At 54.2% G+C, this 25,015-nt stretch carries 25 protein-coding genes; 11 read left to right on the forward strand and 14 right to left on the reverse strand.

All coding sequences use genetic code 11. The annotated features are described in order from the left end of the window. Positions 1-154 precede the first annotated feature (154 nt). Entirely contained in the window at positions 155-1,255 is a 1,101-nt protein-coding gene (gene dnaN, locus ACRDCA_RS23390) for a DNA polymerase III subunit beta (RefSeq protein WP_438691677.1), read from the reverse strand. A gap of 5 nt (positions 1,256-1,260) precedes the next feature. Continuing rightward, positions 1,261-2,661 (reverse strand): chromosomal replication initiator protein DnaA, encoded by a 1,401-nt coding sequence (gene dnaA / locus ACRDCA_RS23395; protein ID WP_438691678.1) that lies wholly within the window; start codon positions 2,659-2,661, stop codon positions 1,261-1,263. A gap of 684 nt (positions 2,662-3,345) precedes the next feature. Between dnaA and rpmH the strand changes: the two genes are divergently transcribed. The 8 genes from rpmH to ACRDCA_RS23435 all read left to right on the forward strand — a co-directional run bounded on the left by rpmH (position 3,346) and on the right by ACRDCA_RS23435 (position 10,063). Further along, positions 3,346-3,486 (forward strand): 50S ribosomal protein L34, encoded by a 141-nt coding sequence (gene rpmH / locus ACRDCA_RS23400; RefSeq protein WP_004093983.1) that lies wholly within the window; start codon positions 3,346-3,348, stop codon positions 3,484-3,486. Between the two features lie 18 nt (positions 3,487-3,504). Continuing rightward, entirely contained in the window at positions 3,505-3,864 is a 360-nt protein-coding gene (gene rnpA, locus ACRDCA_RS23405) for a ribonuclease P protein component (protein WP_004950547.1), read from the forward strand. Next, positions 3,828-4,085 (forward strand): membrane protein insertion efficiency factor YidD, encoded by a 258-nt coding sequence (gene yidD, locus ACRDCA_RS23410; protein ID WP_025120915.1) that lies wholly within the window; start codon positions 3,828-3,830, stop codon positions 4,083-4,085. The genes rnpA and yidD overlap by 37 nt, the downstream gene beginning before the upstream one ends. A 2-nt stretch (positions 4,086-4,087) precedes the next feature. Then, positions 4,088-5,728 carry a membrane protein insertase YidC gene (gene yidC, locus ACRDCA_RS23415; RefSeq protein ID WP_438691679.1) on the forward strand — a complete coding sequence of 547 codons (1,641 nt, stop codon included), beginning with the start codon at positions 4,088-4,090 and terminating at the stop codon, positions 5,726-5,728. A 115-nt stretch (positions 5,729-5,843) separates the two neighbouring features. Beyond that, complete coding sequence (mnmE, locus tag ACRDCA_RS23420; protein WP_438691680.1) at positions 5,844-7,208, forward strand: tRNA uridine-5-carboxymethylaminomethyl(34) synthesis GTPase MnmE; 1,365 nt, start codon at positions 5,844-5,846, stop codon at positions 7,206-7,208. 232 nt (positions 7,209-7,440) lie between these two features. Continuing rightward, on the forward strand, positions 7,441-8,160 hold the full coding sequence (locus ACRDCA_RS23425) for a 4'-phosphopantetheinyl transferase family protein (RefSeq protein ID WP_438691681.1): 720 nt from the start codon (positions 7,441-7,443) through the stop codon (positions 8,158-8,160). Positions 8,161-8,348: 188 nt separating this feature from the next. Then, positions 8,349-8,915: an NADPH-dependent FMN reductase gene (locus tag ACRDCA_RS23430; RefSeq protein WP_438691682.1), complete on the forward strand. Its 567-nt coding sequence runs from the start codon at positions 8,349-8,351 to the stop codon at positions 8,913-8,915. Between the two features lie 92 nt (positions 8,916-9,007). After that, positions 9,008-10,063: a hypothetical protein gene (locus ACRDCA_RS23435; protein WP_438691683.1), complete on the forward strand. Its 1,056-nt coding sequence runs from the start codon at positions 9,008-9,010 to the stop codon at positions 10,061-10,063. A gap of 44 nt (positions 10,064-10,107) precedes the next feature. Here ACRDCA_RS23435 and ACRDCA_RS23440 read toward each other — a convergent pair whose 3' ends face one another. Beyond that, a complete protein-coding gene (locus ACRDCA_RS23440) occupies positions 10,108-11,445 on the reverse strand; it encodes an NCS2 family permease (protein ID WP_025123108.1) in 1,338 nt (445 codons plus the stop codon). Between the two features lie 213 nt (positions 11,446-11,658). On the opposite strand from ACRDCA_RS23440, the gene yieH reads away from it, so the two are divergent. Continuing rightward, a complete protein-coding gene (gene yieH, locus ACRDCA_RS23445; protein WP_438691684.1) occupies positions 11,659-12,324 on the forward strand; it encodes a 6-phosphogluconate phosphatase in 666 nt (221 codons plus the stop codon). A gap of 33 nt (positions 12,325-12,357) precedes the next feature. Here yieH and ACRDCA_RS23450 read toward each other — a convergent pair whose 3' ends face one another. The 8 genes from ACRDCA_RS23450 to pstS form a co-directional block, all read right to left on the reverse strand. After that, positions 12,358-13,098, reverse strand: a complete 741-nt coding sequence (locus tag ACRDCA_RS23450; protein WP_438691685.1) for an amino acid ABC transporter permease — start codon at positions 13,096-13,098, stop codon at positions 12,358-12,360. A 1-nt stretch (position 13,099) separates the two neighbouring features. Then, positions 13,100-13,825: an amino acid ABC transporter permease gene (locus tag ACRDCA_RS23455; protein ID WP_025123117.1), complete on the reverse strand. Its 726-nt coding sequence runs from the start codon at positions 13,823-13,825 to the stop codon at positions 13,100-13,102. A gap of 67 nt (positions 13,826-13,892) precedes the next feature. Next, positions 13,893-14,732, reverse strand: a complete 840-nt coding sequence (locus ACRDCA_RS23460) for an ABC transporter substrate-binding protein (protein ID WP_438691686.1) — start codon at positions 14,730-14,732, stop codon at positions 13,893-13,895. A gap of 193 nt (positions 14,733-14,925) precedes the next feature. Then, positions 14,926-15,657, reverse strand: a complete 732-nt coding sequence (phoU, locus tag ACRDCA_RS23465) for a phosphate signaling complex protein PhoU (protein WP_438691687.1) — start codon at positions 15,655-15,657, stop codon at positions 14,926-14,928. 12 nt (positions 15,658-15,669) lie between these two features. Beyond that, on the reverse strand, positions 15,670-16,440 hold the full coding sequence (gene pstB / locus ACRDCA_RS23470) for a phosphate ABC transporter ATP-binding protein PstB (RefSeq protein WP_438691699.1): 771 nt from the start codon (positions 16,438-16,440) through the stop codon (positions 15,670-15,672). A 27-nt stretch (positions 16,441-16,467) separates the two neighbouring features. Further along, positions 16,468-17,358 (reverse strand): phosphate ABC transporter permease PstA, encoded by an 891-nt coding sequence (gene pstA, locus ACRDCA_RS23475; protein ID WP_438691688.1) that lies wholly within the window; start codon positions 17,356-17,358, stop codon positions 16,468-16,470. A gap of 1 nt (position 17,359) precedes the next feature. Further along, entirely contained in the window at positions 17,360-18,316 is a 957-nt protein-coding gene (gene pstC / locus ACRDCA_RS23480; RefSeq protein ID WP_438691689.1) for a phosphate ABC transporter permease PstC, read from the reverse strand. Between the two features lie 90 nt (positions 18,317-18,406). Next, positions 18,407-19,447, reverse strand: coding sequence for a phosphate ABC transporter substrate-binding protein PstS (gene pstS, locus ACRDCA_RS23485; protein WP_411755478.1), 1,041 nt, complete (start codon positions 19,445-19,447; stop codon positions 18,407-18,409). A gap of 367 nt (positions 19,448-19,814) precedes the next feature. Here pstS and ACRDCA_RS23490 point away from each other — a divergent pair, with 367 nt between their 5' ends. Both ACRDCA_RS23490 and ACRDCA_RS23495 read left to right on the forward strand, forming a co-directional pair. Further along, on the forward strand, positions 19,815-20,156 hold the full coding sequence (locus ACRDCA_RS23490) for a toxin (RefSeq protein ID WP_438691690.1): 342 nt from the start codon (positions 19,815-19,817) through the stop codon (positions 20,154-20,156). Further along, entirely contained in the window at positions 20,153-20,467 is a 315-nt protein-coding gene (locus ACRDCA_RS23495) for a helix-turn-helix domain-containing protein (RefSeq protein WP_025123125.1), read from the forward strand. The genes ACRDCA_RS23490 and ACRDCA_RS23495 overlap by 4 nt, the downstream gene beginning before the upstream one ends. 99 nt (positions 20,468-20,566) lie before the next feature. Here the strand turns inward: ACRDCA_RS23495 and ACRDCA_RS23500 are convergent, their stop codons facing one another. The 3 genes from ACRDCA_RS23500 to glmS all read right to left on the reverse strand — a co-directional run bounded on the left by ACRDCA_RS23500 (position 20,567) and on the right by glmS (position 24,715). Then, the gene (locus ACRDCA_RS23500) at positions 20,567-21,646 is read right to left on the reverse strand and encodes a hypothetical protein (RefSeq protein WP_438691691.1); all 1,080 of its coding nucleotides are present in this window, start codon (positions 21,644-21,646) and stop codon (positions 20,567-20,569) included. Position 21,647: 1 nt separating this feature from the next. After that, positions 21,648-22,763, reverse strand: a complete 1,116-nt coding sequence (locus ACRDCA_RS23505) for a hypothetical protein (protein ID WP_438691692.1) — start codon at positions 22,761-22,763, stop codon at positions 21,648-21,650. 122 nt (positions 22,764-22,885) lie between these two features. Next, positions 22,886-24,715, reverse strand: a complete 1,830-nt coding sequence (glmS, locus tag ACRDCA_RS23510) for a glutamine--fructose-6-phosphate transaminase (isomerizing) (RefSeq protein ID WP_438691693.1) — start codon at positions 24,713-24,715, stop codon at positions 22,886-22,888. Positions 24,716-25,015 lie beyond the last annotated feature (300 nt).

The following is a 25,015-nucleotide window of genomic DNA, read 5'->3' on the forward strand; positions in this document are numbered from 1 at the left end:
CTGTAGTTGTCTTAATCATCTAACAATCCAGGGCGTTATCGTCGCAGGTCATTTGCGTGCGGCCAGCGCACAGCAACCGCAGCGTACTTAAAGTACGTGAGGATTGCGAGCACTGCCCAATCGCAAAGGGGCAAGTAAGATAGCCCGATAATTTCTACAGTCGCATTGGCATGACGACGTAGGCGGCAGACTTACTGGCACCGTCCTCGATCTGCACGCTGGAGACGGAATCGGTCAGCAGCAGGCGCACATCTTCACACTTGAGTGCGTTCAGCACGTCCAGCACATAGCTGACGTTAAAACCAATCTCCATCTCGGTGCCATCATAGCTGACATCGAGGATCTCTTCCGCCTCTTCCTGTTCCGGGTTATTGGCAGTGATCTTGAGCTGGTTCTGGCTAACGTACAGGCGCACGCCGCGGAACTTTTCGTTCGACAGAATGGCCGCACGGGCAAACGCCTGCTTGAGCAGGTCGCAGCCCGCTTCCAGCGTTTTGTCCGGATTCTTCGGTAATACGCGGCGATAATCAGGGAAACGGCCGTCAACCAGCTTGGAGGTGAAGATAAAGTCACCCACGTGAGCACGGATATTGTTGCTGCCGATCTGCACGCGCAACGGCGTATCGCCACCGTCCAGCAGACGAACCAGCTCCATGACCCCTTTACGCGGCACGATCACCGAATGGGTCGGTAACTGCTGACCAATCGGCATCGAACACACCGCCAGGCGGTGACCGTCGGTGGCCACGGTGCGCAGTTCTTCCCCTTCGGTTTCAAACAGCATACCGTTCAGGTAATAACGCACATCCTGATGAGCCATCGAGAACTGAGTGGCTTCGATCAGGCGCTTTAGCGTCGCCTGCGGCAAAGTGAACTCCACCTCGCTCTGCCAATCATCCAGATTCGGGAAGTCTATTGCCGGCAACGTGGACAGCGAGAAGCGACTGCGGCCAGAACGCACCAGCAAGCGATCACCCTCGAGAATGATGGTGATCTCCGCGCCTTCCGGCAGGCCACGGCAGATATCAAAGAATTTACGTGCGGGGACGGTCGTCGCGCCCGCCTCATGGGGCTGAGACAGGGCAACGCGCGCCACCATCTCCATCTCCAGGTCGGTTCCTGTCAGCAGCAGGGAACCTTCCGTCACCTGCAGCAGCAGGTTACCCAGAATTGGCAGCGTCGGGCGGCCACCCAGTGGGCTGCTCACCTGTTGCAGCGGTTTTAGCAGTTGCTCACGTTCAACGATAAATTTCATATGGGCTATGACGACAATGTTCTGATTAAATTGGAGAAATCTTCTTTGATGTCGTGACTTTCCTCACGCAGCTGCTCAATCTTCCGGCAGGCGTGCAACACCGTAGTATGGTCGCGGCCACCAAACGCATCGCCGATTTCTGGCAGGCTGTGGTTGGTGAGCTCTTTTGCCAATGCCATCGCCATCTGGCGCGGGCGGGCAACCGAGCGCGAACGCCGTTTAGACAGCAGGTCCGCGATTTTGATTTTGTAGTACTCGGCCACCGTCTTCTGGATATTGTCGATGGTGACCAGCTTTTCCTGCAATGCCAACAGATCCCGCAGCGCTTCGCGCACGAAATCGATGGTGATGGCACGGCCAGTAAAGTTGGCGTTGGCGATCACGCGGTTCAGCGCCCCTTCGAGCTCACGCACGTTGGAACGCAGGCGTTTGGCGATAAAGAACGCCACTTCGCCCGGCAGACGGATATCGTTCTCGTCGGCCTTTTTCATCAGGATCGCGACGCGGGTTTCCAGCTCCGGCGGCTCGATCGCCACCGTCAGGCCCCAGCCGAAGCGGGATTTCAAACGATCCTCAACCCCGTTGATCTCTTTTGGATAGCGATCCGAGGTCAGGATGATCTGTTGATTGCCTTCCAGCAGGGCGTTAAAGGTATGGAAGAACTCTTCCTGTGAACGCTCTTTGTTGGCAAAGAATTGAATATCATCGATCAGCAACGCATCCACCGAGCGGTAGTAGCGTTTGAATTCTTCAATGGCGTTATTTTGCAGTGCCTTGACCATGTCCTGCACAAAGCGTTCCGAGTGCATATAGACCACTTTGGCATTGGCCTTACGCGCCATGATGCCGTTGCCTACCGCATGCAACAGGTGCGTTTTACCCAGGCCGGTACCGCCATACAGGAACAGTGGGTTATAAGCGCCCCCCGGATTGTCTGCCACCTGCCGCGCCGCAGCACGAGCCAACTGGTTAGACTTACCCTCAACGAAGTTATCGAAGGTGTGCTTGGGGTTGACGTTGGAACGATAGGAAAGCTCAGGCGGCGGTGCCGCGTTATCCCAGCTTGGGCGGGACGGTGCAGCCGTGCGCACCACCGGGGCGACCGGAGCGCTGTGATTGTTGACGCTGGCCATCACGGGCTGGCTGAGGGTTGGTGTCAGTGGCTTGCTGCCCACTTCAAAACGCAACAGCGGCGCATCCGTACCGCAGAAATCATTCAACAGGCCATTGATATTGTTTAAGTACTTATCGCGAACCCAATCCAGCACAAAACGATTGGGCGCATACAGCGCCAGGGTATTGTCACTCAGTTCCGCCTGCAATGGGCGTATCCACATACTAAATTCTGTGGCAGGTAACTCATCCTGCAATCGGGCAAGACACTGCTGCCAAAGCGAAAGTGACACGGCGGACTCCACTCGAACAAGATCAATAAAAAGAAAAGAATCAGGCTACTTTTTTATAACTCATGATTTTTGACACACGCCCGGTATCGGCTGAAAAACCTGTAGGGTATGCGAACCGCCTTTCACGGTTTATGCCCTTAACGATCCTGATTTGGGATCGCGATCGGAATGACGGATCATAGCGCAATCCGCGCAAGAGATCCTCCTCTTCATCACAGATTAGATCCATTTTATCCACAGCCCTTGAAGAGTGGCTAGTTTTTAATCATGCCGGGATCGGCACCGATGAGATCTGCACCTGTCGAGCCAGGTTTTACCGCCTTTCACAGGTTATACCTGGTTATCCACGCGGATCCTCGCAGAAATCACGCAGGATCGTGCGGAGATCCTTGTGATTTACCCCCGAGTCCGTATAATCTTCGCCCACGTGTGATACCTGGTTCCTTAATGGTGAGTCATTTAGCCAAGACAGGATTCTGCGGTGACCACGGGCCAACACCGGATTTTACTCCGAATTGGCAGACAACCAGGTAGGCTAGCGCGATGTGAATTGACTCAGGACTGTACAATTATTACAATCCCGCCTCTTTATGTATTGCGATTGAGGCGTCGGTCATCTTCACGCCGAGTAGCCAAACGCATTTGACTTATCAGTATTTCATTTAAGTTTAGGTAGAAATCGCTATGAAACGCACTTTCCAACCGTCCGTACTGAAGCGTAACCGTAGCCACGGTTTCCGTGCTCGTATGGCCACCAAGAATGGTCGTCAAGTTCTGGCCCGCCGTCGTGCGAAAGGCCGTACTCGTCTGACTGTTTCTAAGTAATAAAAGCTAACCCGCTGAGTGGTTAAGCTCGCTTTTCCTAGGGAGTTACGTTTGTTAACTCCCACTCATTTCACTTTCGTCTTCCAGCAGCCACAACGGGCTGGCACGCCGCAAATCACCATCCTCGGCCGCCTGAACCAGCTGGGGCATCCCCGCATCGGTCTTACCGTCGCCAAAAAACACGTCAAACGCGCGCATGAACGCAACCGGATCAAACGCCTAACCCGCGAAAGCTTCCGTTTACGTCAGCACGAATTACCGGCGATGGATTTTGTGGTGGTGGCCAAAAAAGGGATAGCGGATTTGGATAATCGTGCACTGACGGAAGCTTTGGAAAAATTATGGCGTCGCCACTGTCGCCAGGCTCCCGCATCCTGATCGGGCTGGTTCGGGCGTATCAGCTCGTACTCAGTCCGCTGCTTGGGCCACGTTGTCGCTTCCAGCCGACATGTTCTCATTACGCAATTGAGGCATTACGCAGGTTTGGCATGTTAAAAGGCAGTTGGTTAACACTGAAACGCGTATTAAAATGCCACCCTTTGAACCCAGGTGGCGATGATCCCGTGCCGCCGAAAACCGACGATAACAGAGAACACTAACGATGGATTCGCAACGCAATCTTCTCCTCATCGCTCTGCTGTTCGTGTCTTTCATGATCTGGCAGGCCTGGCAAGTGGACAACGCTCCGCAGCCCGCAGCCACCCAGACCACGCAACAGACCGCGAACACAGCTACCGGTGATGCCGCAAGTTCGGCCGTACCAGGCAGTGGCCAGGGTAAACTGATCACCGTTAACACTGACGTGCTGTCGCTGACCATCAACACCCGTGGTGGCGATATCGAGCAGGCTAAACTGTTGGCCTACCCGGATACCCTGGGTTCATCGACTCCATTTACGCTGCTGGAATCTACCCCGTCATTCGTCTACCAGGCACAAAGCGGCCTGACTGGCAGAGACGGCCCGGATAACCCGGCAAACGGCGAGCGTCCTCTGTTTGAGGCGGCGCAGGATACCTTCACGCTGGCCGATGGCCAGGATGAACTGCGTATTCCGCTGACCTTTACCGGCAAAGACGGTTCGGTCTTCACCAAGACCTTTGTGCTCAAACGTAACCATTATGCCGTTGGCGTGGACTACTCCATCGTCAACAAGAGCGCGACTCCGCTGGAACTGACCCTGTTTGGCCAGTTGAAGCAGACCACCGAATTGCCCAAGCATCGTGACACCGGCAGCAACAACTTTGCGCTGCACACCTTCCGTGGTGCGGCTTACTCTTCCAGCGAAGACAAATACCAAAAGTATGCGTTCGACAAGGATGAGAACCTGAATGTCACCACCCAAGGCGGCTGGATTGCGATGTTGCAACAGTACTTCGCCACCGCGTGGGTACCAGAGACTCAGGGCAACAACACCTTCTATACCTCCAAGCCAGGCACTAACCTGTCTGCTATCGGCTTTAAAGCCGAGCCGGTGATTGTCCAGCCAGGCGCTGAGAAACAGCTGAATGCCACCCTGTGGGTTGGCCCGGAGCTGCAGGATCAGATGGCTCAACTGGCACCGCACCTGGATCTGACCGTTGATTACGGTTGGCTGTGGTTCATCTCCCAACCGCTGTTCAAACTGCTGAAGTTCATTCACAGTTTCATCGGCAACTGGGGTTTCTCAATCATCATCATCACCTTCATCGTGCGCGGCATCATGTACCCGCTGACCAAAGCGCAGTACACCTCGATGGCCAAGATGCGTATGCTGCAGCCAAAACTGCAGGCGATGCGTGAGCGTATCGGTGATGACAAGCAGCGTATGAGCCAGGAAATGATGGCGTTGTACAAAGCTGAGAAAGTGAACCCGCTGGGGGGTTGTTTGCCGCTGGTTATCCAGATGCCAATCTTCCTGGCCTTGTACTACATGCTGATGGGCTCGGTTGAACTGCGCCATGCGCCATTCATCTGGTGGATCCATGACCTGTCTGCGCAAGACCCGTACTACATCTTGCCGGTACTGATGGGTGTGACTATGTTCTTCATCCAGAAGATGTCACCAACCACCGTCACTGACCCGATGCAGCAGAAAATCATGACCTTTATGCCGGTGATCTTCACAGTGTTCTTCCTGTGGTTCCCGTCTGGTCTGGTGCTGTACTATATCGTCAGTAACCTGGTGACCATCGTCCAGCAGCAGTTGATTTACCGCGGGCTGGAAAAACGTGGTCTGCACAGCCGCGACAAGAAAAAAGTCTGATACGGAGCGGGCGCAGCATGCTGCGCCCCTACGATTGTGAACTTTGCCAGCAATATCAGGCGGTCATCATGACCGCCTTTTTGCATTTTGCATCTAGTCAGAGAGATAATCCGTTATGAACACCACCGATACCATCGCTGCTCTTGCTACTCCGCCCGGACGCGGCGGTGTCGGCATCCTGCGTATTTCAGGCCGCGGAGCCAAAGACGTCGCTCTGGCGGTGCTCGGCAAGCTGCCAAAGCCACGCTATGCCGATTATCTGCCGTTCCGTGATGCCGAAGGCAGCACGCTGGATCAGGGGATCGCGCTATGGTTCCCCGGCCCCAATTCCTTTACCGGTGAGGACGTGCTGGAACTCCAGGGCCACGGTGGGCCGGTGATCCTCGATCTGCTGCTCAAACGCGTATTGGCACTGCCAGACGTGCGGATTGCCCGCCCAGGGGAGTTCTCGGAGCGGGCCTTCCTCAATGACAAGCTGGATTTGGCCCAGGCCGAAGCCATCGCCGATCTGATCGATGCCAGTTCCGAGCAGGCGGCACGTTCGGCGATGAATTCGCTGCAAGGCGCTTTTTCCATCCGTATCCATCAGCTTGTGGAAGCACTCACTCACCTGCGCATCTATGTGGAAGCCGCGATCGACTTCCCGGATGAGGAGATCGACTTCCTTTCCGACGGTAAAATCGAAGCCCAGCTGAATGGCGTTATGGCCGATCTGGACGGCGTTCGGGCCGAGGCGCGTCAGGGCAGCCTGCTGCGTGAAGGGATGAAAGTCGTGATCGCCGGGCGGCCTAATGCCGGAAAATCCAGCCTGCTCAACGAGCTGGCAGGGCGCGAAGCAGCCATCGTCACCGATATTGCGGGCACTACGCGCGATGTATTACGCGAACATATTCATATCGATGGCATGCCACTGCACATTATCGATACCGCCGGGCTGCGGGAAGCCAGCGACGAAGTTGAGCGCATCGGCATCGAACGTGCCTGGAACGAGATCGAACAGGCCGATCGCGTGCTGTTTATGGTAGATGGCACCACCACCGCCGCCACCGAACCTGCCGAGATCTGGCCGGAGTTTATGGCACGCCTGCCAAGTACCTTGCCGATCACCGTGGTGCGCAACAAAGCCGATATTACCGGTGAGGCATTGGGCCTGAGCGAAGTAAATGGTCACTCACTTATTCGCCTGTCGGCGCGTACCGGTGAGGGTATCGACCTGTTACGCGACCATCTGAAGCAGAGCATGGGCTTTACCAGCAATATGGAAGGTGGCTTCCTGGCCCGTCGCCGTCACTTGCAGGCTCTGGAGCAGGCGGCACAGCATCTGGTGCAGGGCAAAGAACAGTTAGTGAGCGCTTACGCGGGTGAACTACTGGCCGAGGAGCTGCGCCTGGCACAACAGGCATTGAGCGAAATCACCGGCGAGTTTACTTCCGATGACCTGCTAGGACGCATTTTCTCCAGCTTCTGCATCGGAAAATAACGTCACACTCAGAAAATCCCAGAATTAACTTAATGTTAATGCTGGGATTTATTTTCTCACCCAACAAGGTTAACGCCCCTGGCCACCGCACTACACTGCTGATACGCTGCCATTTTTCATTCAAGAGAAGAATAATTAAGAAAAAGATCATGCGAATTCTTAATGAAAATTCTTATCGTTATGCTTACTCTAACACTCCAGTTTTTTATAAGCCTCGGTCATGGAGTGAACAATGGCTTGTCATTTTATCCGATGGGATGCGGTTGCAGAGCGCTTAGATACCCATCGGCTACCCAAAGACCTGATCGAAAGAACTGCCAATTTCTCCGTTAAGCGCCGCCGGCGTTTTTTACAAGGCCGGATCCTGTTGGCCGAAATGATATTTTATTTGTATGGTATCCCCCTGCTTCCGCCGATTGCTACGGCACCGACCGGGCGCCCGTGCTTTGCCGATCACCACTTACCTGACTTCAGCCTCGCCTATGCCGGCAATACCATCGGCGTGCTATTGAGCCTGGAAGGCAAGGTTGGGTTGGACATCGAGGTGATGCGCGCGCGGAGTCACAACTTGCTCCATCAATACTGTTCCAGCACGGAGAGCGCCTGGATTGCAGCGCAGCACGATCGTTTGGAAGCCGAAACCCAGCTGTGGAGCATCCGTCAATGTGTACTGAAGCTGTGCGGCTTGGGTAATAGTGGCCATAATCTGCTGAATTTGCATCCGTTTTCCGGCCAATTACGCTGTAGCATTCTGCCTGACGTGCACGTCATGAGTGATGCTGGTGAATATCTTAGCTGGGCCTGTGCCCATCAACCAGGCTTGGGTCGGCTCATCTGCTGGCAATATGACGATAGCCAGGGGTTACAGAAATGCGACGAAATTTCCTCGCGCAACCCACCCCCCTCCACGCACTTTTTGAAGATGACCAGCCTGACCTCTGTTACACGCTGAAAGCACCGATTTTACGTCTGTCTTTAGGGGAATACACAAAACAAAACTTTCCTTAACGCATGATTTACTGCTTTGAATTGTAAAAACAGTTAAATGTTTAGCATCTACCTAGGATAGGTGGCTTATTTGCCCTATTATCTGCTGGTTGTTCTAAGCTGAGTCTGTTCATCAGAAAAGGGAGAATCAAAATGTCAGAGCAAGCACTAAAGATCGTTACGCTACTGGGGAGCCTGCGTAAAGGCTCTTATAACGCCATAGTCGCACGCGCTTTACCCCAGTTAGCTCCTCAGGGTGTCACCATTGAAGCCCTTCCCTCTATCCGCGATATCCCACTTTATGATGCAGACCTTCAGCAAGAAGAGGGTTTCCCCGCCACGGTAGAAGCCATTGCCGAACAGATCCGCCAGGCCGATGGCGTGATCATCGTAACGCCAGAATATAACTACTCTGTCCCTGGTGGTTTGAAAAACGCCATCGACTGGCTGTCCCGTTTACCTAACCAGCCGCTGGCTGGTAAACCTGTCGCGATCCAGACCAGTTCAATGGGGCCGATCGGTGGCGCACGTTGCCAATATCACCTGCGCCAGATCCTGGTGTTCCTGGATGCCATGGTGATCAACAAGCCTGAGTTTATGGGGGGAGTGATCCAGAATAAGGTTGATGAGCAAGCAGGTGAACTGGTGGAACAGGGCACGCGGGATTTTCTGACAGGCCAGCTGTCCGCATTCAGTGACTATATCCGTCGTGTAAAATAAGCCGCCAGGCGGCGCCCCAAGATCAGCGTATCAAAGGCGCCGTATCTACTCGTTTGCTGATTAATATTATTTGAAAACAAAGTTATAACATTATGCCTTTTTTTCTTTTAGCCATGTTTTTGGCTTTTGCCACCGGTCCATTGTTTGCTGCACCCATGCTTTATCCTGAGGGAGAAGAGCCGCTAGAACTGCCCATCCATAGTCCACTGAGTAAGCCATTGCCCCGCTCAGCCTACAATCAGGAGGATAAAAAAGCCGGAGCCACCTCGTTATATCTGACGCTGATGCGTGAAGATGGTCGTAACATCTGGGCCCCTTTTCAACTGGCCGCCTCATCGGCCGAACAAGGCCAGACCGAGCTAGCCGAACGTTATCTGCAACTTAGCGCCAAGCGAGGGTTGTGGTATTACTACAACCTGCTGGAAGACAACGCCTTCAGCAGTATTCAGCAAGGTGATACCTACCGTTCAATACTGGCAACCACCAAAGCGCGCTATCAGCAGCACGCCGCAAAGTTTGAAGGCAAACCGCACTATGTCGTGCCAAGCGGCGATCCCCCGAGCGGAGGCTGGCCAACCATCGTCTACCTCCATGCCTACGGACAAGCTGCCACGATCATTCCAGAGGATCGGTTACTGTTTACCGAAGCCGGGGTGGCCTATATTGAGATCAACGGCACGCAGATGCTGGCAGAAGGGAGCTTTCGCTGGTCGAACTACAGTGCAACCAGTACCCAGAACGCCATTCAACGCACCCTGGATAAACTGGGCCCCACGCTGAAGCTGAATCTTCAACAGGTTTACCTGACCGCTCGTGGTCAGGGCGCATTACACGCTGCCAACCTGATGGCCAATTATCCGCAGTTTTATGCCGGAGCCATGTTGATTGCCCCGAAGGGTCGCCTGCCACCGGCGAAGCTCTCGCTGGCAGAAAACAAACGCATCATGATCGCCTATTACGATCGGCAGAACTTCAGCGAGCGGGCACTGGCCCTCAATTTTGCCGACTTGTTCAGAGACAAGAATCAGGTCGAAATCGCCAATTTCCCCGAGGGAGAGTCGGCGAGCAACGGCAGTTGGCAGACAAGATACAACCGGCCTTTACTCTGGGTAATGGGTAGAGAACAGGATGCCTCACCGGGCGCTTGAAATAAAAAAGGGGCTGAGCGCCCCTTTTTTATTACTGAAGATGATTAGTGCCCATCAACAAACGCGATTTTCAGCACAAACAGCAGTGCCACTACGATCACGCAGGGGCTGATTTCACGCCAGCGGCCAGTGCCTAGCTTCATGATGCAGTAAGAGATAAAGCCCAGGGCGATCCCTTCGGTGATCGAGAAGCTGAAAGGCATCATGGCGGCGGTCACAAAGGCCGGAACCGCTTCGGTCATATCTTCCCACTTCACTCGCGCCAGGCTGGAGGTCATCAGCACCCCAACATAAATCAGCGCGCCCGCAGCGGCATAGGTTGGCACCATCCCCGCCAGCGGTGACAGGAAAATCACCAGCAGGAACAGAATGCCCACCACCACGGCGGTCAGGCCGGTACGCCCACCCACGGCCACGCCGGAGGAGCTTTCAATATAAGCGGTAACCGAAGAGGTGCCCGCAAAAGCGCCGGCTACCGAAGTGATGCTATCCACGTACAGCGCCTGCTTCATACGCGGGAATTTGCCGCTTTCATCCGTCAGGCCAGCTTTGTCAGTCACCCCGATCAAGGTACCCGAGGAGTCAAACAGGTTAACCAGCATAAAGGAGAAGATCACGCCTGCCAGACCAATATTCAGCGCCCCGGCGATATCGACCTGACCGACCACGGAGGTCACGTCCGGCGGCAGGGAAAACACGCCGCCATATTTCACGTCGCCCAATGCCCAGCCAATCAGCGTGGTCACCACGATAGAAACCAGCACCGCAGCATGGATATTACGCGAAGCCAGCACGGCAATAATAAAGAAGCCCAATGCACCCAGCAGCACGCTGTGAGAGGTCAGATTGCCGACTGCCACCAGCGTATCTGGATTGGCGACCACGATACCGGCATTTTTCAGCCCCATCATGGCGATAAACAGGCCGATACCGCTGGTGATGCCCACGCGTAGACTCAGCGGGATATTGGCAATCATCCAGTAGCGAATACGGAAAATGGTCAATAACAGGAAACCGATTGCGCCCCAGAAAATAGCGCCCATGCCGACCTGCCATGAAATACCCATCGCGCCGACCACCACAAACGCGAAGAAGGCGTTCAGGCCCATTGCCGGAGCCAATGCCACCGGCAGGTTAGCCAGCAAACCCATCAGGATACTGCCAAAAGCGGCAATCAGGCAGGTAGTGACAAACACCGCCTGAGTGTCCATGCCCGCCGCACCCAGGATCTGCGGGTTAACGAACACGATATACACCATGGTTAAAAAGGTGGTGATGCCGGCAATCGTTTCCGTACGTACCGTAGTGCCATGCTGCTTGAGTTTAAACACGCGCTCAAGCAAGCCCTGATTGGCATCAAGGCTGATGTCTTGTTTGCTCATTATAGAATTCCGAAGAGGGGTTTTGGACTGTCGCTGGCTATCCTATAACAAAAAGCCCGGGTTTTGACCTCGCTCACAGGTTTTTTTCGCCATCTTTACGGCTAAAACGGGCAACAAGTTGTATTTATTAGGATTGATCGCCAAAGAGGGACAATCCTGCACGATCCGGTTAAAGTAACAGCAATGATGACTTAACCGAGGCCACTTACCCCGATGAACCAGGTTGAATGTGTTTTATTTGATTGCGACGGCACGTTGGTCGACAGCGAAGTGCTGTGCAGCAAAGCCTATGTGCATATGTTTGCCCACTACGGCATCGAGCTGGCGCTGGAAGAGGTGTTTAAAAAGTATAAAGGGATCAAGCTCTACGAGATCATTGAGCGGGTTAACGCCGAACAGGGGGTAAACTTGCCCGCCAGCGATCTGGAGCCGATATTCCGCCAGGAAGTGGCCCGTTTGTTTGATGCCGAGCTCCAGCCAATTGCCGGCGCGCGCGAACTGCTGGCGCAGATGAACGCGCCGATGTGCACCGTTTCTAACGGCCCGGTGAGCAAAATGCAGCATTCGCTGGGGCTGACCGACATGTTGTCCTATTTTGATGACCGGTTGTTCAGCGGCTACGATATTCAGCGCTGGAAACCCGATCCAGCCATCGTATTCCATGCCGCGCAGCAAATGCAGGTTCCCGTTGAGCGCTGTATTTTGGTGGATGATTCCGTTGCGGGTGCCCAGGCGGGGATCGCGGCTGGCATTCCGGTATTCTACTTCTGTGCCGATCCTCATAATCAGCCGATCGAGCATCCGCTGGTGACAACGTTTGACGATCTGGCGCAGTTGCCCATGCTATGGCAGCAACGCGGCTGGCAGCTTACCTGCTAATATCCCGCTGAAATGAGGCAGATCCGTATCCCCTTAACTGGCCGGTAACGGTGGCCGGTTACGCCACCAGCGCCTACTGCGTTTTAGCGCTTTAGTCTGCGGGCTAAAGCGCTTGTTCAGGCCGTTGGCCAGCACGTCCAGCGTCAGGCAGAAAATGAAATAAACCAACGCCACAAACAGGAATACCTCCATCGGGTAAACCATGCTGCGGTTATTGACCTGCGTGGCCAGGAAGGTCAACTCACCCACGCCGACGATATACGCCAGTGACGTGTCTTTAATCAGCGAGATCCACTGATTGATAAACGAAGGCACCATCATGCGCAGCGCCTGCGGCAAGACGATCATCCGCAGCACCTGCCAGCGGTTTAATCCAAGGGAAAGTCCCGCCTGCCACTGCCCGGCACCAATAGCCACGATCCCCGCCTTTACCGCATGGGCCAAATAGGCCGAAGCGATCAGCGCCAGCGCGCACACCACGGTGGTAATTTCCGGGATATCGACGCCAAACACCATCGGCAGCAGGAAGTAAGTCCAGAAAATCAGCATGATCACCGGAATAGCGCGGAAGAACCCCAACACCATCGCCAATAATCCGGCCAGCACGCCGCGTGACATCGCCAGCGCTACGCCCAGCAACGTGCCCAAAATAGCAGAAGCCAGCCCGGCCATCAGGCTGATCGCCAGCGTCAACGCAGCGCCGCCCAAAGGCCCATCCGGGAAGGTGCCCCATAACAGATAACCCAGGTTTTCCTGAATAACGGTAAAATCCATCTTAGTGCCCTCCCAGCGGTTTGCGCTGCTGGCGCCACATTCCCCAGCCTTCCAACAGGGCAATAATGGCGATATACAACACCGTTGCCACACCAAACGCCTGGAAGGTGCGCAGGGTTTCAGTTTCCACCTGGCGCGAAGCATAAGACAACTCAGCCAGGCCGATAGCCATGGTCAGCGATGAGTTCTTGATAATGTTCATGTACTGGCCCAGCAGCGGCGGGAAGGCGATTTTCAGCGCCTGCGGCAAGACCACGTAGCGCATCGCTTGCCAGCCAGTCAGCCCGAGCGCATTGGCCGCGTACTTTTGACCGCTGGCCACGCCACGGATACCGGAGCGGATCTCTTCGGCAATAAACGCGGTGGAATAGAGCGTCAGGCCGAAAAAACCTGCCAGGAATTCAAATGAAGGCCAGTCGAGAAAGCCTAACTGGTGAGGGGTATTCAGCCATTGCATGGCAAAGGTTGGCAGGATTTGCCCGGCGGCGAAATACCAGAAGAACAGCTGCACCAGTAAGGGAGTATTGCGAAATAACGCACTGTAGGCCACTGCCAGCCAGCTTAATGGGCGCAGGCTGCTGTCCCGCATCGCCGCCAGGCCAAAACCCAGCAGCGTAGCCGCCAGCCCGGCACAGGCCGACAGCCATAAGGTCATTAAAAAGCCATTCCATAGCCAGCTCAGATACTGCGGCGCCAGCAGCCAGTCTGAGAGTTGTTGCAGATTCATGCGAGGCGTTTCCCCTCATCCCAACCCTCTCCGCCACTGTAAAAACCGCGAAGAGGGGGAAGGAAGATTAGGCTTTAGGTTGCTGATCCAACGGGCCGATCTTAAAATCGCCACGCGGTTGGGCGGTTTTGGTTTCCGGGCCGAACCAGCGATCGTAAATCTTCACCGCATCACCCTCTTGCTCCAGCTTGATCAAGGTATCGTTGATGGTCGCCGTCAGGCGATCTTCGCCTTTCGGCACGCCAACGCCCTGGTACTCTTTAGTGATACTGAACGGCGATATTTCAAAATCGGCTTTTTGTGCGGCAGGCAGGTTGCCCAGCAGGCCAACCAATTTGGCGTCATCCTGGGTGATGGCCTGAACGTTGCCGTTACGCAGGGCAACAAACGCCAATGGGGTATCGTCGTAAGAGATCACTTTAGCCGTTGGATAGTGCTCACGCAGGGTAATTTCCTGCACGGTGCCTTTATCTGCGCCGATGCGCAGCTTCTTGATATCTTCTGGGGTCTTCAGCACGCCTTTATGGGCAATGAATTTCTGGCCGGTAGCAAAATACGGTACGCTAAAGTTCACCTCTTTGGCGCGTTCGTCGGTGATGGTGAAGTTGGCCGCGATCAGATCAACCTTTTTGGACACCAGCAATGGAATGCGGTTAGCCGGGTTGGTGGCACGCAATTCAACCTTGACGCCCAGCGCTTTACCAATAGCTTCGGCCACGTCCACGTCGTAACCCACCAGCTTTTTGCTCTGCGGATCGACATAACCAAACGGTGGGTTGCTATCGAATACTGCGATACGCACTACGCCGGCTTGTTTGATATCGTCGAGTTTATCGGCATGGGCCACGCCGGTGGCAAGGCTGGTCAGGCTGGCTAACAGAGTTAAGGCTAAAACGCGCTGTTTCATGAAAGGCTCCCAAGTGATTGATGTCCCGCTGGCTGATAAGCTAGCAAGCCTCACTTAGGTCAGGAAATAATATAAAACGCTATAGTTATAACCTTTTTAATTTTAGGGCCTTTAAACGGCATAAGGGTTAAACGGGCGCAGCCTGCAGCGCCCTACGTTGTGAGTCCGATGGGATTTTTCAGTAGCGAAGAAATCAGTCTTTTTTATCGTCTTTACCGTCTGACAACAGCTTGTCTAGCGCATCGCCACCGATATGACGGAAATCCTGGCCTTTGACGAAATAGAAGATAAATTCGCAGATATTCTGGCAGCGATCGCCGATACGCTCGATAGAGCGGGCACAGAACAGCGCCGTTAACACGCTCGGAATGGTGCGCGTATCTTCCATCATGTAGGTCATCAGCTGACGCACGATGCCCTCATATTCCTGATCGACCTTCTTGTCTTCGCGGTAAATCCGGATCGCCTCATCCAGATCCATACGCGCAAACGCATCCAGCACGTCATGCAGCATCTGCACGGTATGGCGGCCCAGCGATTCCAGGCTGACCAGCAATGGCTGATGCTGATGCGAGAACTTCTCCAGCGCGGTACGACAGATCTTGTCCGCTACGTCGCCGATGCGTTCCAGCTCGGAGATGGTCTTGATGATCGCCATCACCAGGCGCAGATCGCTGGCGGTCGGCTGACGTTTGGCAATAATGCGCACGCAGGCTTCATCGATCGCCACTTCCATCATATTGACCTTGGCATCGCCTTCGATCACCTGCTTGGCCAGTTCGCCGTCCTGGTTGTGCATCGCGGTAATGGCGTCGGTCAGTTGCTGCTCCACCAGGCCGCCCATGGTCAGCACCTGGGTGCGGATATGCTCGAGTTCAGCATTGAACTGGCCGGAAATGTGTTTGTTTAAATTCAGGTTATCCATGATGCATCCTAATCAACCATAGCGGCCAGTAATGTAGTCTTCGGTCTGCTTCTTCTGTGGCGCGGTAAACAGAGTGTCAGTATCGCTGAACTCGATCAACTCACCCAGATACATAAATGCGGTGGAGTCGGAACAACGCGCCGCCTGCTGCATGTTGTGGGTCACAATCACCACGGTGTAGTCAGACTTCAGCTCGCTGATCAACTCTTCAATTTTGCCGGTGGAAATCGGATCCAGCGCCGAACAAGGCTCATCCAGCAACAGTACCTCTGGACGGATGGCAATGCCGCGTGCAATGCACAGGCGTTGCTGCTGGCCGCCGGACAGGCTGTAACCACTTTGGTGCAGCTTGTCCTTGGTTTCGTTCCACAGTGCTGCCTTGGTCAGCGCCCACTGAACGCGCTCGTCCATATCCGCACGGGACAGCTTCTCAAACAGGCGCACGCCGAAGGCAATGTTGTCGTAAATCGACATCGGGAACGGCGTTGGCTTTTGGAACACCATGCCCACCTTGGCACGCAGCAGCGCAATATCCGAGTTATCCGTCAGGATGTTTTGCCCATCCAGCAGGATATCGCCTTCGGCACGCTGCTCGGGGTAGAGCTGGTACATCTTGTTGAAGGTCCGCAGCAGCGTCGATTTGCCGCAGCCAGACGGGCCGATAAACGCGGTCACCTTGTTCTTGGCGATATCCAGCGTGATGTTTTTCAGCGCATGGAATTTGCCATAGTAAAAGTTCAGATCGCGTACCTGAATTTTGCTGCTGGAAGTGGAGTCAACCATACTCATCAAGACTTCTCTCTTAAATTTTTATGAATGCTTTTTCTTGGCGAAAACCACACGCGCCAGGATATTCAGTAACAGTACGCACAGGGTGATTAACAGCACCCCGGCCCAGGCCAGCTGTTGCCATTCGGCAAACGGGCTCATGGCAAACTTGAAAATGGTGACCGGCAGGTTGGCGATCGGCTGCATCAGATCGGTGCTCCAGAACTGATTCGACAGCGAGGTAAACAGCAACGGAGCGGTTTCCCCGGCGATACGCGCAATCGCCAGCAATACGCCGGTGATGATACCGGACACCGACGCTTTCAGCGTAATGGCGGAAATCATGCGCCACTTCGGCGTACCCAGCGCATAGGCCGCTTCACGCAGCGTGTCCGGTACCAGTTTGAGCATGTTCTCGGTGGTGCGGATCACAATCGGGATCTGCAACAGGGCCAGCGCAATAATCCCCGCCCAACCGGAGAAGTGTTCCATCTTCGCCACCACCACGGTGTAGACGAACAGGCCCACGACGATCGATGGCGCGGATAACAGAATATCGTTGATAAAGCGGATCACTTCCGCCAGCCAGGATTTACGGCCATATTCCGCCAGGTAAATCCCCGCCATGATGCCCAACGGAGTACCGAAGATGGTCGCCCACAGGATCAACAAGCCACTACCCGCGATGGCGTTAGCCAAGCCGCCACCCGCCGTATTCGGCGGCGGTGTCATCTCGGTAAACAGCGCCAGCGACATGCCGTCGATGCCCTTGGTGATGGTCGAGAACAGGATCCACACCAGCCAGAACAGACCAAATACCATGGTCGCCATCGACAGCAACAACGCCAGACGGTTTTTCTGCCGACGCCAGGCCTGCATTTTGCGGCGGCTTTCCGCCAGTGCCAGCGGGTTTTGCATATCCATCGTTGCCATGTTAGCGGCCCTCACGCTTGGCCAGACGCATGACCATCAACTTCGACAGCGCCAGGACGATAAAGGTGATCACAAACAGGATCAGACCCAGTTGCATCAACGCCGAGGTATGCAACCCGGACTCCGCTTCGGCGAACTCGTTGGCCAGTGCCGAGGTGATGCTGTTGCCCGGCATATACAGTGAGAAGCTGTCGAGCTGGTAGGTGTTACCGATAATAAAGGTCACCGCCATGGTTTCCCCCAAGGCACGTCCCAAACCGAGCATCACGCCGCCGATCACGCCGTTTTTGGTGAACGGCAGCACGATGCGCCAGATCACTTCCCAGGTGGTACAGCCAATGCCGTAGGCCGACTCTTTCATCATCACCGGGGTTTGTTCGAACACATCGCGCATCACCGCCGCAATGTAAGGAATAATCATGATGGCCAGGATCACGCCGGCAGCCAGAATGCCGATACCAAACGCCGGGCCGGAGAACAGCTCACCCACGATCGGGATGCCGGACAGCACCTCTCCTACCGGGGTCTGGAAATATTTGGCGAACAGCGGGGCAAACACGAACAGGCCCCACATGCCGTAAACGATACTTGGGATCGCCGCCAACAGTTCTATTGCGATCCCCAATGGGCGCTTGAGCCAGTTAGGGGCCAACTCGGTCAGGAACAGGGCAATACCAAAACTGACCGGCACGGCGATAATCAGTGCAATCAGCGAGGTGACGACCGTGCCGTAGATCGGGACCAGCGCACCAAACTGTTCGGCTGGCGCATCCCACTCTTTGGTCCACAGGAAGGCAAAACCGAACTTCTGCATGCTCGGCCAGGAGGCAATAATCAGCGAGACAATGATGCCACCCAGCAACAATAAGGTAATCAGCGCCGCCAGTCTGACCAGCGCGCTGAAGATGAGATCACCGTTTTTACTCGGTGCTTTAATGGTCGGCTTGTACTCAGCCATAGATTACTCTTCTGTTTAAAGCTTGGAGGGCCCGGCATGCCAGGCCCGACATATCAGGTAGAGGCGCGGTAAACCGCACCCCCTGCGCTGTTAGAACAAAGCCTTACCGGAGCTGTCTTTGATATTGGTCTTCCAGGCAGCACGGATTTGCTCAACCACTTCGGCTGGCAGAGCGGCGTAATCCAGGTCGCTGGCCTGCTTGGCACCGGTTTTGTAAGCCCAGTCAAAGAACTTCAGCACTTCGGCGCCCTGCTCAGGCTTCTTCTGTTCTTTGTGGACCAGGATGAAGGTGGTGGAAGTGATTGGCCAGACGTTGTCGCCTTTCTGGTTGGTCAGGTCCTGAGCGAAGGTTTTGCTCCAATCCACGCCTTTGGCTGCGGCGCTGAAGCTTTCTTCGGTCGGGCTAACCGCTTTGCCATCGGCAGACACTAATTTAGTGTAGGCCAGGTTGTTCTGCTTGGCGTAAGCGTATTCAACATAACCGATAGAGCCTGGCAGACGCTGAACGAACGCGGCGATGCCGTCGTTGCCCTTGCCGCCCAGACCGGTTGGCCAGTTAACGGTGGAACCCGCGCCAATTTTCTCTTTCCACTGCGCGTTAGCCTTGGCCAGATAGCTGGTGAAGACGAAAGAAGTCCCTGAACCATCAGCACGACGCACCACGGCGATAGCCTGATCCGGCAGCTTGACGCCCGGGTTCAGCTTGACGATTGCCGGGTCATTCCATTTTTTGATGTTACCCAGGTAGATATCACCCAGGGTTTGACCATCCAGAGTCAGTTCGCCGGATTTGATGCCCGGAATGTTGACTGCCAGCACCACGCCACCGATGACGGTCGGGAACTGGAACAGGCCGTCCGCAGCCAGTTTTTCGTCGGACAGCGGAGCATCGGAAGCACCAAAGTCAACGGTGTTAGCGATGATCTGCTTCACGCCGCCAGAGGAACCGATCCCCTGATAGTTGACCTTGTTGCCGGTTTCTTTCTGATAAGAATCTGCCCACTTGGCATACACCGGCGCGGGGAATGTCGCACCTGCACCGGTCAGGCTAGCAGCAGCGAAGGCGGAGACAGAGGCCAGAGAGAAAGTCGCTGCCACAATACTGGCGACGGTGGTACGCATCAGTTTCATAATCCACTCCTGGTGGGATATTTAATAAATCGACCTTGGTCGTTTTCATCAGAGTAAGTATTGCTGCAGGAGGGAAAATAGGACAGTTTGGTGACAGTTAAATGTACGAAATATGACAGTTATATTACAGTGTGCATGGATTGATATTTATTAGATTAAAATCAAACAGATAAAGTTATTTACAGGCAAAAAACAATCAGAAAAAATCTGCCTGCCACGGCATTATCTCTCTGAATATGAGCGATTTTTGCTCTTTTTTTATTCGTTTGTCATATTGTCAAAAGCCGTAAAAAAATCAGCATATCACCCTTGAGGTATGCCCAACTTGGGGGTAGAGTGTCCCCAAGTTGCAGGGAGATATCTGGTTATGGATGCTATATTTGTTGAGTTAAGTATTTTTGCAGCAAAGCGTGCTGACTATCTTTCCGATGATGAATTCAAGGCATTCCAGCTGATGCTGCTGAATAACCCGTTCTGCGGTGATGTTATCCAGCACACTGGCGGGTTAAGGAAGGTCAGATTTGCGGATCACCGTCGTGGCAAAGGTAAACGGGGTGGCTTGCGGGTGATCTATTATTGGTGGTTTGAAAAGTCTCATTTTTTGCTCTTTGTCATTTACGATAAAGACAAAAAAGATGACCTTAGCCGCAACGAACGCGAGATGCTGCGTAAGATGTTGGAAATATTGAAACAGGGGGGCACCTTATGAGCAAACTCAGCCTTTTTGAAGAACTGTCCCAGGGGATGAAAGATTGGAGTGATTACAATGAGGGTAAAATTACGCTTAAAACCCACGCCGTATCACTGAAAAAAAACATCTCTATGTCACCAGACGAGCTAAAAGCAATACGTGAAAAACTGCGTCTTTCGCAAGCCGTTTTTGCGGATTACTTGCACACCGGCGTTACTACTTATCAAAACTGGGAACAGGGCAGAGCCAAACCTAACAAACAGGCACTTCTTTTGATCCGTATGGTTGAAAAAGACCCAATGACGTTGGATACGTTAGCTGCCTTGTAATGACCGTCAAACAGAGGCTAACCCTTGCTCCGATCCAGTCATAAAAAATCCGGTGTGCTTTTTGAACGGCATCACCGGATTTTTCAAGCGGATTAACCTTCATAACTGATAGCGCTTCAGCAACGGCTGATACAGCTTGCGGGAAAGCCAGGAAATCACCGCCCAGATCCCACGCTGATACCGATTCAGATGCCGCACATAAACCATGCTGTATTCAATCACCGGCTGGCAACCGCGTACCCGCTTAAAATCTGGCGCGCCAGAGCTCAAATTAAGCAACAGCTTGCGGTCCATACTGTAGCGCAAAGCAAAGGCAATCAGACGGCGATACAAGGCCAGTGATGCGGGTAACTCTGTTCGATAACCTACGATAGGCACCGTTACCGTCTGTTCCAACTGCACCATTCCCACCACGCCCATAATTTGCTGCTGGTGGAACAAGCCGTACAATTGCAGCAAACCAAGCTGTGAAGCCTGAGCAAAATAACCGGCGGTAAACTGCACATTCTGACGACTGTATTTTTCCAGATAGAGCTGGTTATACAGGCGTTCGGCACACTGCATCTGCTCGGGAGCATCGGCTGATAACCGTTTGAACTGCCATTCCTTCTGATGCAGCAGTTTGTCATCTCGCCGGGCGTTGATTTTCCCCCACCAGCGTAAAGGATCGTCCTGGCAGTAAACCTGACGGCTGACGACAGGTAGCCAGCCTTGGCGGGAGAGCTTTGCCAACAGCTCTGGGTTCTGCCGATCGTTTAGCGAGCGGATCATCAACGTATGCTGAGGATAACGCCGCAATGCCTGTTGCCGCAACGCGTCGGTATCCAGGGATTGCCAGTGGCTGCTGGTCAAATTGGTGGAAAGGCACTGATTATTCAGCACCTGGAGCCGATCGACGTGCGCCAGCAATAAGGGCCATTTCAGTACCAGCGTCAGTCCGTTGCACAGCGCCCGCAGCACGCCGTTATCGATTTTGATCATTTCATCCCGGGCGTAATCGACGATCAGCGCCAGCGGGGAAACCACGTAACAATTACCGGGCACGTAATCATTGACCGTCGCCGGTATGCAGAGACCATCCTGTTGATACCCGGTCATCGAGGTCTGCAGGTTGGCGATCATGCCTGGCTGTTGCAACAGAGCCAGTTGCCGTCTCTGCCAATGATTAACTTGCTCCATGCTAGCCGTCCCATTCGATGTCAAAAGTGCTGGCATCGGTAAGAGGCCGCCGATAGCGCAAGCTACGGTACCCCATCTCCAACAGTGCACACCACTGTGCTCCGACACGGATCGGCCAACGTTGATCGCTGAGCAGATTGGGCGCTTGGCGAAAATCCTGCCATAGCGTCGCTAACTGCTTTTCGCGCCAAGCCTGCCCGGCAAAGAATAACAGCACGATCACGCCCATATGTCCCGCCTTGGTCGGTGCTGGCTGGTAATGCAAGTGGCCATCAGCAGCGATGGACAACTGAGCGCCCAACAAATGCAGGCCGCTGGTGGCTCTGGGATTGCACTCGATCACAAAAATCACCCCATCCTGTTCGATAAAATCAAACGCCGCCTGGCCGTGAAAACCGGTTCTTTCCCCAAACTGATGAACAAAATCATCCAGTCGACGATCCTGATAGGGAACAAAGTAACTGCCAGCGGCCTGATTAAAGCAGTATTTGGGTTGATAGGCTTGATGCGCGATTAATCTGCCATGGTCAAACACCGCATAATTACATAAGGCCGTTCCGGTTAACTTTTGCTGTTGTACCCAGGGAATGCGTTCATTGAGTTGCCGATCGTTTAAAGACCCAGGTTTTGGCGTGCGGATCACTTTACGGCCGAAGCGCGAATACACCGGCTTCAAAATGGTCTGGGGATCGTCAACAATTTGCCCGCAGGAGGTCAGGAGCCGGGTCGCAGGAGTCTGCACCTCACCCAATCCCGTTAACAGGCCCAGGCTTTGGGACTTATGATGCAGTTCAAACAGCAACTGTCGTTCAGGCAACAGCCACTCGGTAGGCCCGATATACGCGGCAAACGCTTGAGACAGGTAGAAGATCTCTTCGCAGGTCGGGATCAGCAGCTTGATATCATGATCGTTGAGATAGCCTTGCAGCGTCTGCTGGTAGCCTGCAATGTCTTTACGTGGGGAAGGAAGCCGAAGATAGCCTTCAATCCCTTGTAAAAATCGGCCAAGCGGCCAGGACAGGCTGTCGGCCAACCAGACGCGGTGTCCACTGCGCAACGCAATGCGCGCCCACTCAACCGCTACCGGAGCTCGTGCTCCGGTGATCAAAATATTCATTGCGAACGCGTTTCCTTCCCTGCGGCATCTTTAGCCAATCATAGCGTTATTGGTGAAAATGAAGCTAAAAAAATACCGTGTTTTGCAGCAAAACACGGTATTCACCACAGGGGAGTTAGCGATTACTCAACGGTAACGGATTTCGCCAGGTTACGCGGCTGATCCACGTCGGTGCCTTTAATCAGCGCCACGTAATAGGACAACAGCTGCAACGGCACGGTATAGAAGATAGGTGCAACGATTTCTTCCACGTGCGGCAGTGGGATGATGGTCATCCCTTCGCTGCTGACGAAACCGGCATCCTGATCGGCAAACACATACAGCTGGCCGCCACGGGCACGCACCTCTTCGATATTGGATTTCAGCTTCTCCAACAGCTCGTTGTTAGGCGCCACCACGATCACCGGCATGTCGGCATCGATCAGCGCTAGCGGGCCGTGCTTGAGCTCACCGGCGGCGTACGCCTCAGCGTGAATATAGGAGATCTCTTTGAGCTTCAGCGCCCCTTCCATCGCGATCGGGTATTGATCGCCACGGCCAAGGAATAGCGCATGATGCTTATCAGAGAAGCCTTCTGCCAACGCTTCGATACTCTTGTCCAGCGACAGCATCTGCTCGATACGCGCAGGCAGTGCTTGCAGACCGTGCACGATGTCATGCTCTACGCTTTCCGCCATCCCTTTCAGACGGCCCAGACGCGCCACCAGCATCAGCAACACGGCAAGCTGGGTGGTGAAAGCCTTGGTGGAGGCGACACCGATTTCGGTACCGGCCTTGGTCATCAGCGCCAGATCGGATTCACGCACCAGCGAGGAGCCCGCCACGTTACACACCGCCAGAGAGCCTAAATAACCCAGCTCTTTGGACAGGCGCAGTGCCGCCAACGTATCGGCGGTCTCACCGGATTGAGACAGGGTGATGATCAGGCTGCCCGGGCGCACCGCTGACTTGCGGTAACGGAACTCAGAAGCGATCTCAACGTCACAAGGCACACCGGCCAACGACTCAAACCAGTAACGAGCCACCATCCCGGAGTGGTAAGACGTCCCACAGGCGATGATCTGCACATGCTGCACCTTTGCCAGCAGTTCATCAGCATGCGGGCCAAGCTCGCTCAGGTCGATCTTGCCATGGCTGAAACGCCCTTCAAGGGTGTTTTTCAGCGCCATTGGCTGTTCAAAAATCTCTTTTTGCATGTAATGACGGTACGCGCCTTTATCGCCAGCGTCGTATTGCACCTGAGATTCAATCTCTGGGCGCTCGATGGCATTACCCTGCTTGTCAAAGATGCTCACTGTACGGCGGGTGACTTCCACCACATCGCCTTCTTCCAGGAAGATAAAGCGGCGGGTGACCGGTAGCAGCGCCAGTTGGTCGGAGGCAATAAAGTTCTCGCCCACGCCACGGCCAATTACCAGCGGACTACCGGAACGGGCTGCAACCAATACGCTCGGATCGCGGCTATCCATCACCACGGTGCCATAAGCGCCACGCAGTTGCGGGATCACACGCTGAACAACTTCCAGCAGAGTACCGCCCTGCTGCTGTTCCCAATGCACCAGGTGAGCAATCACCTCGGTATCGGTTTCAGAGCTGAAGCGATAACCACGCTCAATCAGCTGTTCACGCAGTGGTTCGTAGTTTTCGATAATGCCGTTATGCACTACAGCAATGTAATCTGAAACATGAGGATGCGCATTTGCCTCTGAAGGCTCACCGTGCGTCGCCCAGCGAGTGTGGGCAATCCCGGTTCCGCCATGTAAATCTTGTTGTTCCGCTGCCTCAGCCAGTTTTTGTACCTTGCCGACACGACGTAAACGGCTGACGTTGCCCTCGCTGTCCACCACGGCCAGACCGGCCGAGTCGTAGCCCCGGTATTCCAGACGACGTAAACCTTCCAACAGGATCTCGGCGATATCACGTTGCGCTACTGCACCTACAATTCCACACATCTGTTGTATTCCTAATTAAACGCCTTGCGGGCGCTTTCGATGTCTCGACCTGATTTTTGCCGGTTTTACCGTGCTTCCCCGAGCCTGTAGAGAATGGGGATTATTATGTTTTGCTCTGTGCTCTTGGCGAAAACACAGAGCAAAACAGTGGCCCCCTCACCCTAACCCTCTCCCACAGGGCTGAGGTATCCCCAGAAAAAAGTGAAAGGCACGATAAAGTGTGATCTACTGGTTGCGCTAACAAAACAGAAGAGACCTCATCGTGCCTTTACAAACAGTTTGCCAGAAATTTTTCTCCGA

Source organism: Serratia sp. (in: enterobacteria), from assembly GCF_051654945.1.
Classification (GTDB): domain Bacteria; phylum Pseudomonadota; class Gammaproteobacteria; order Enterobacterales; family Enterobacteriaceae; genus Chania.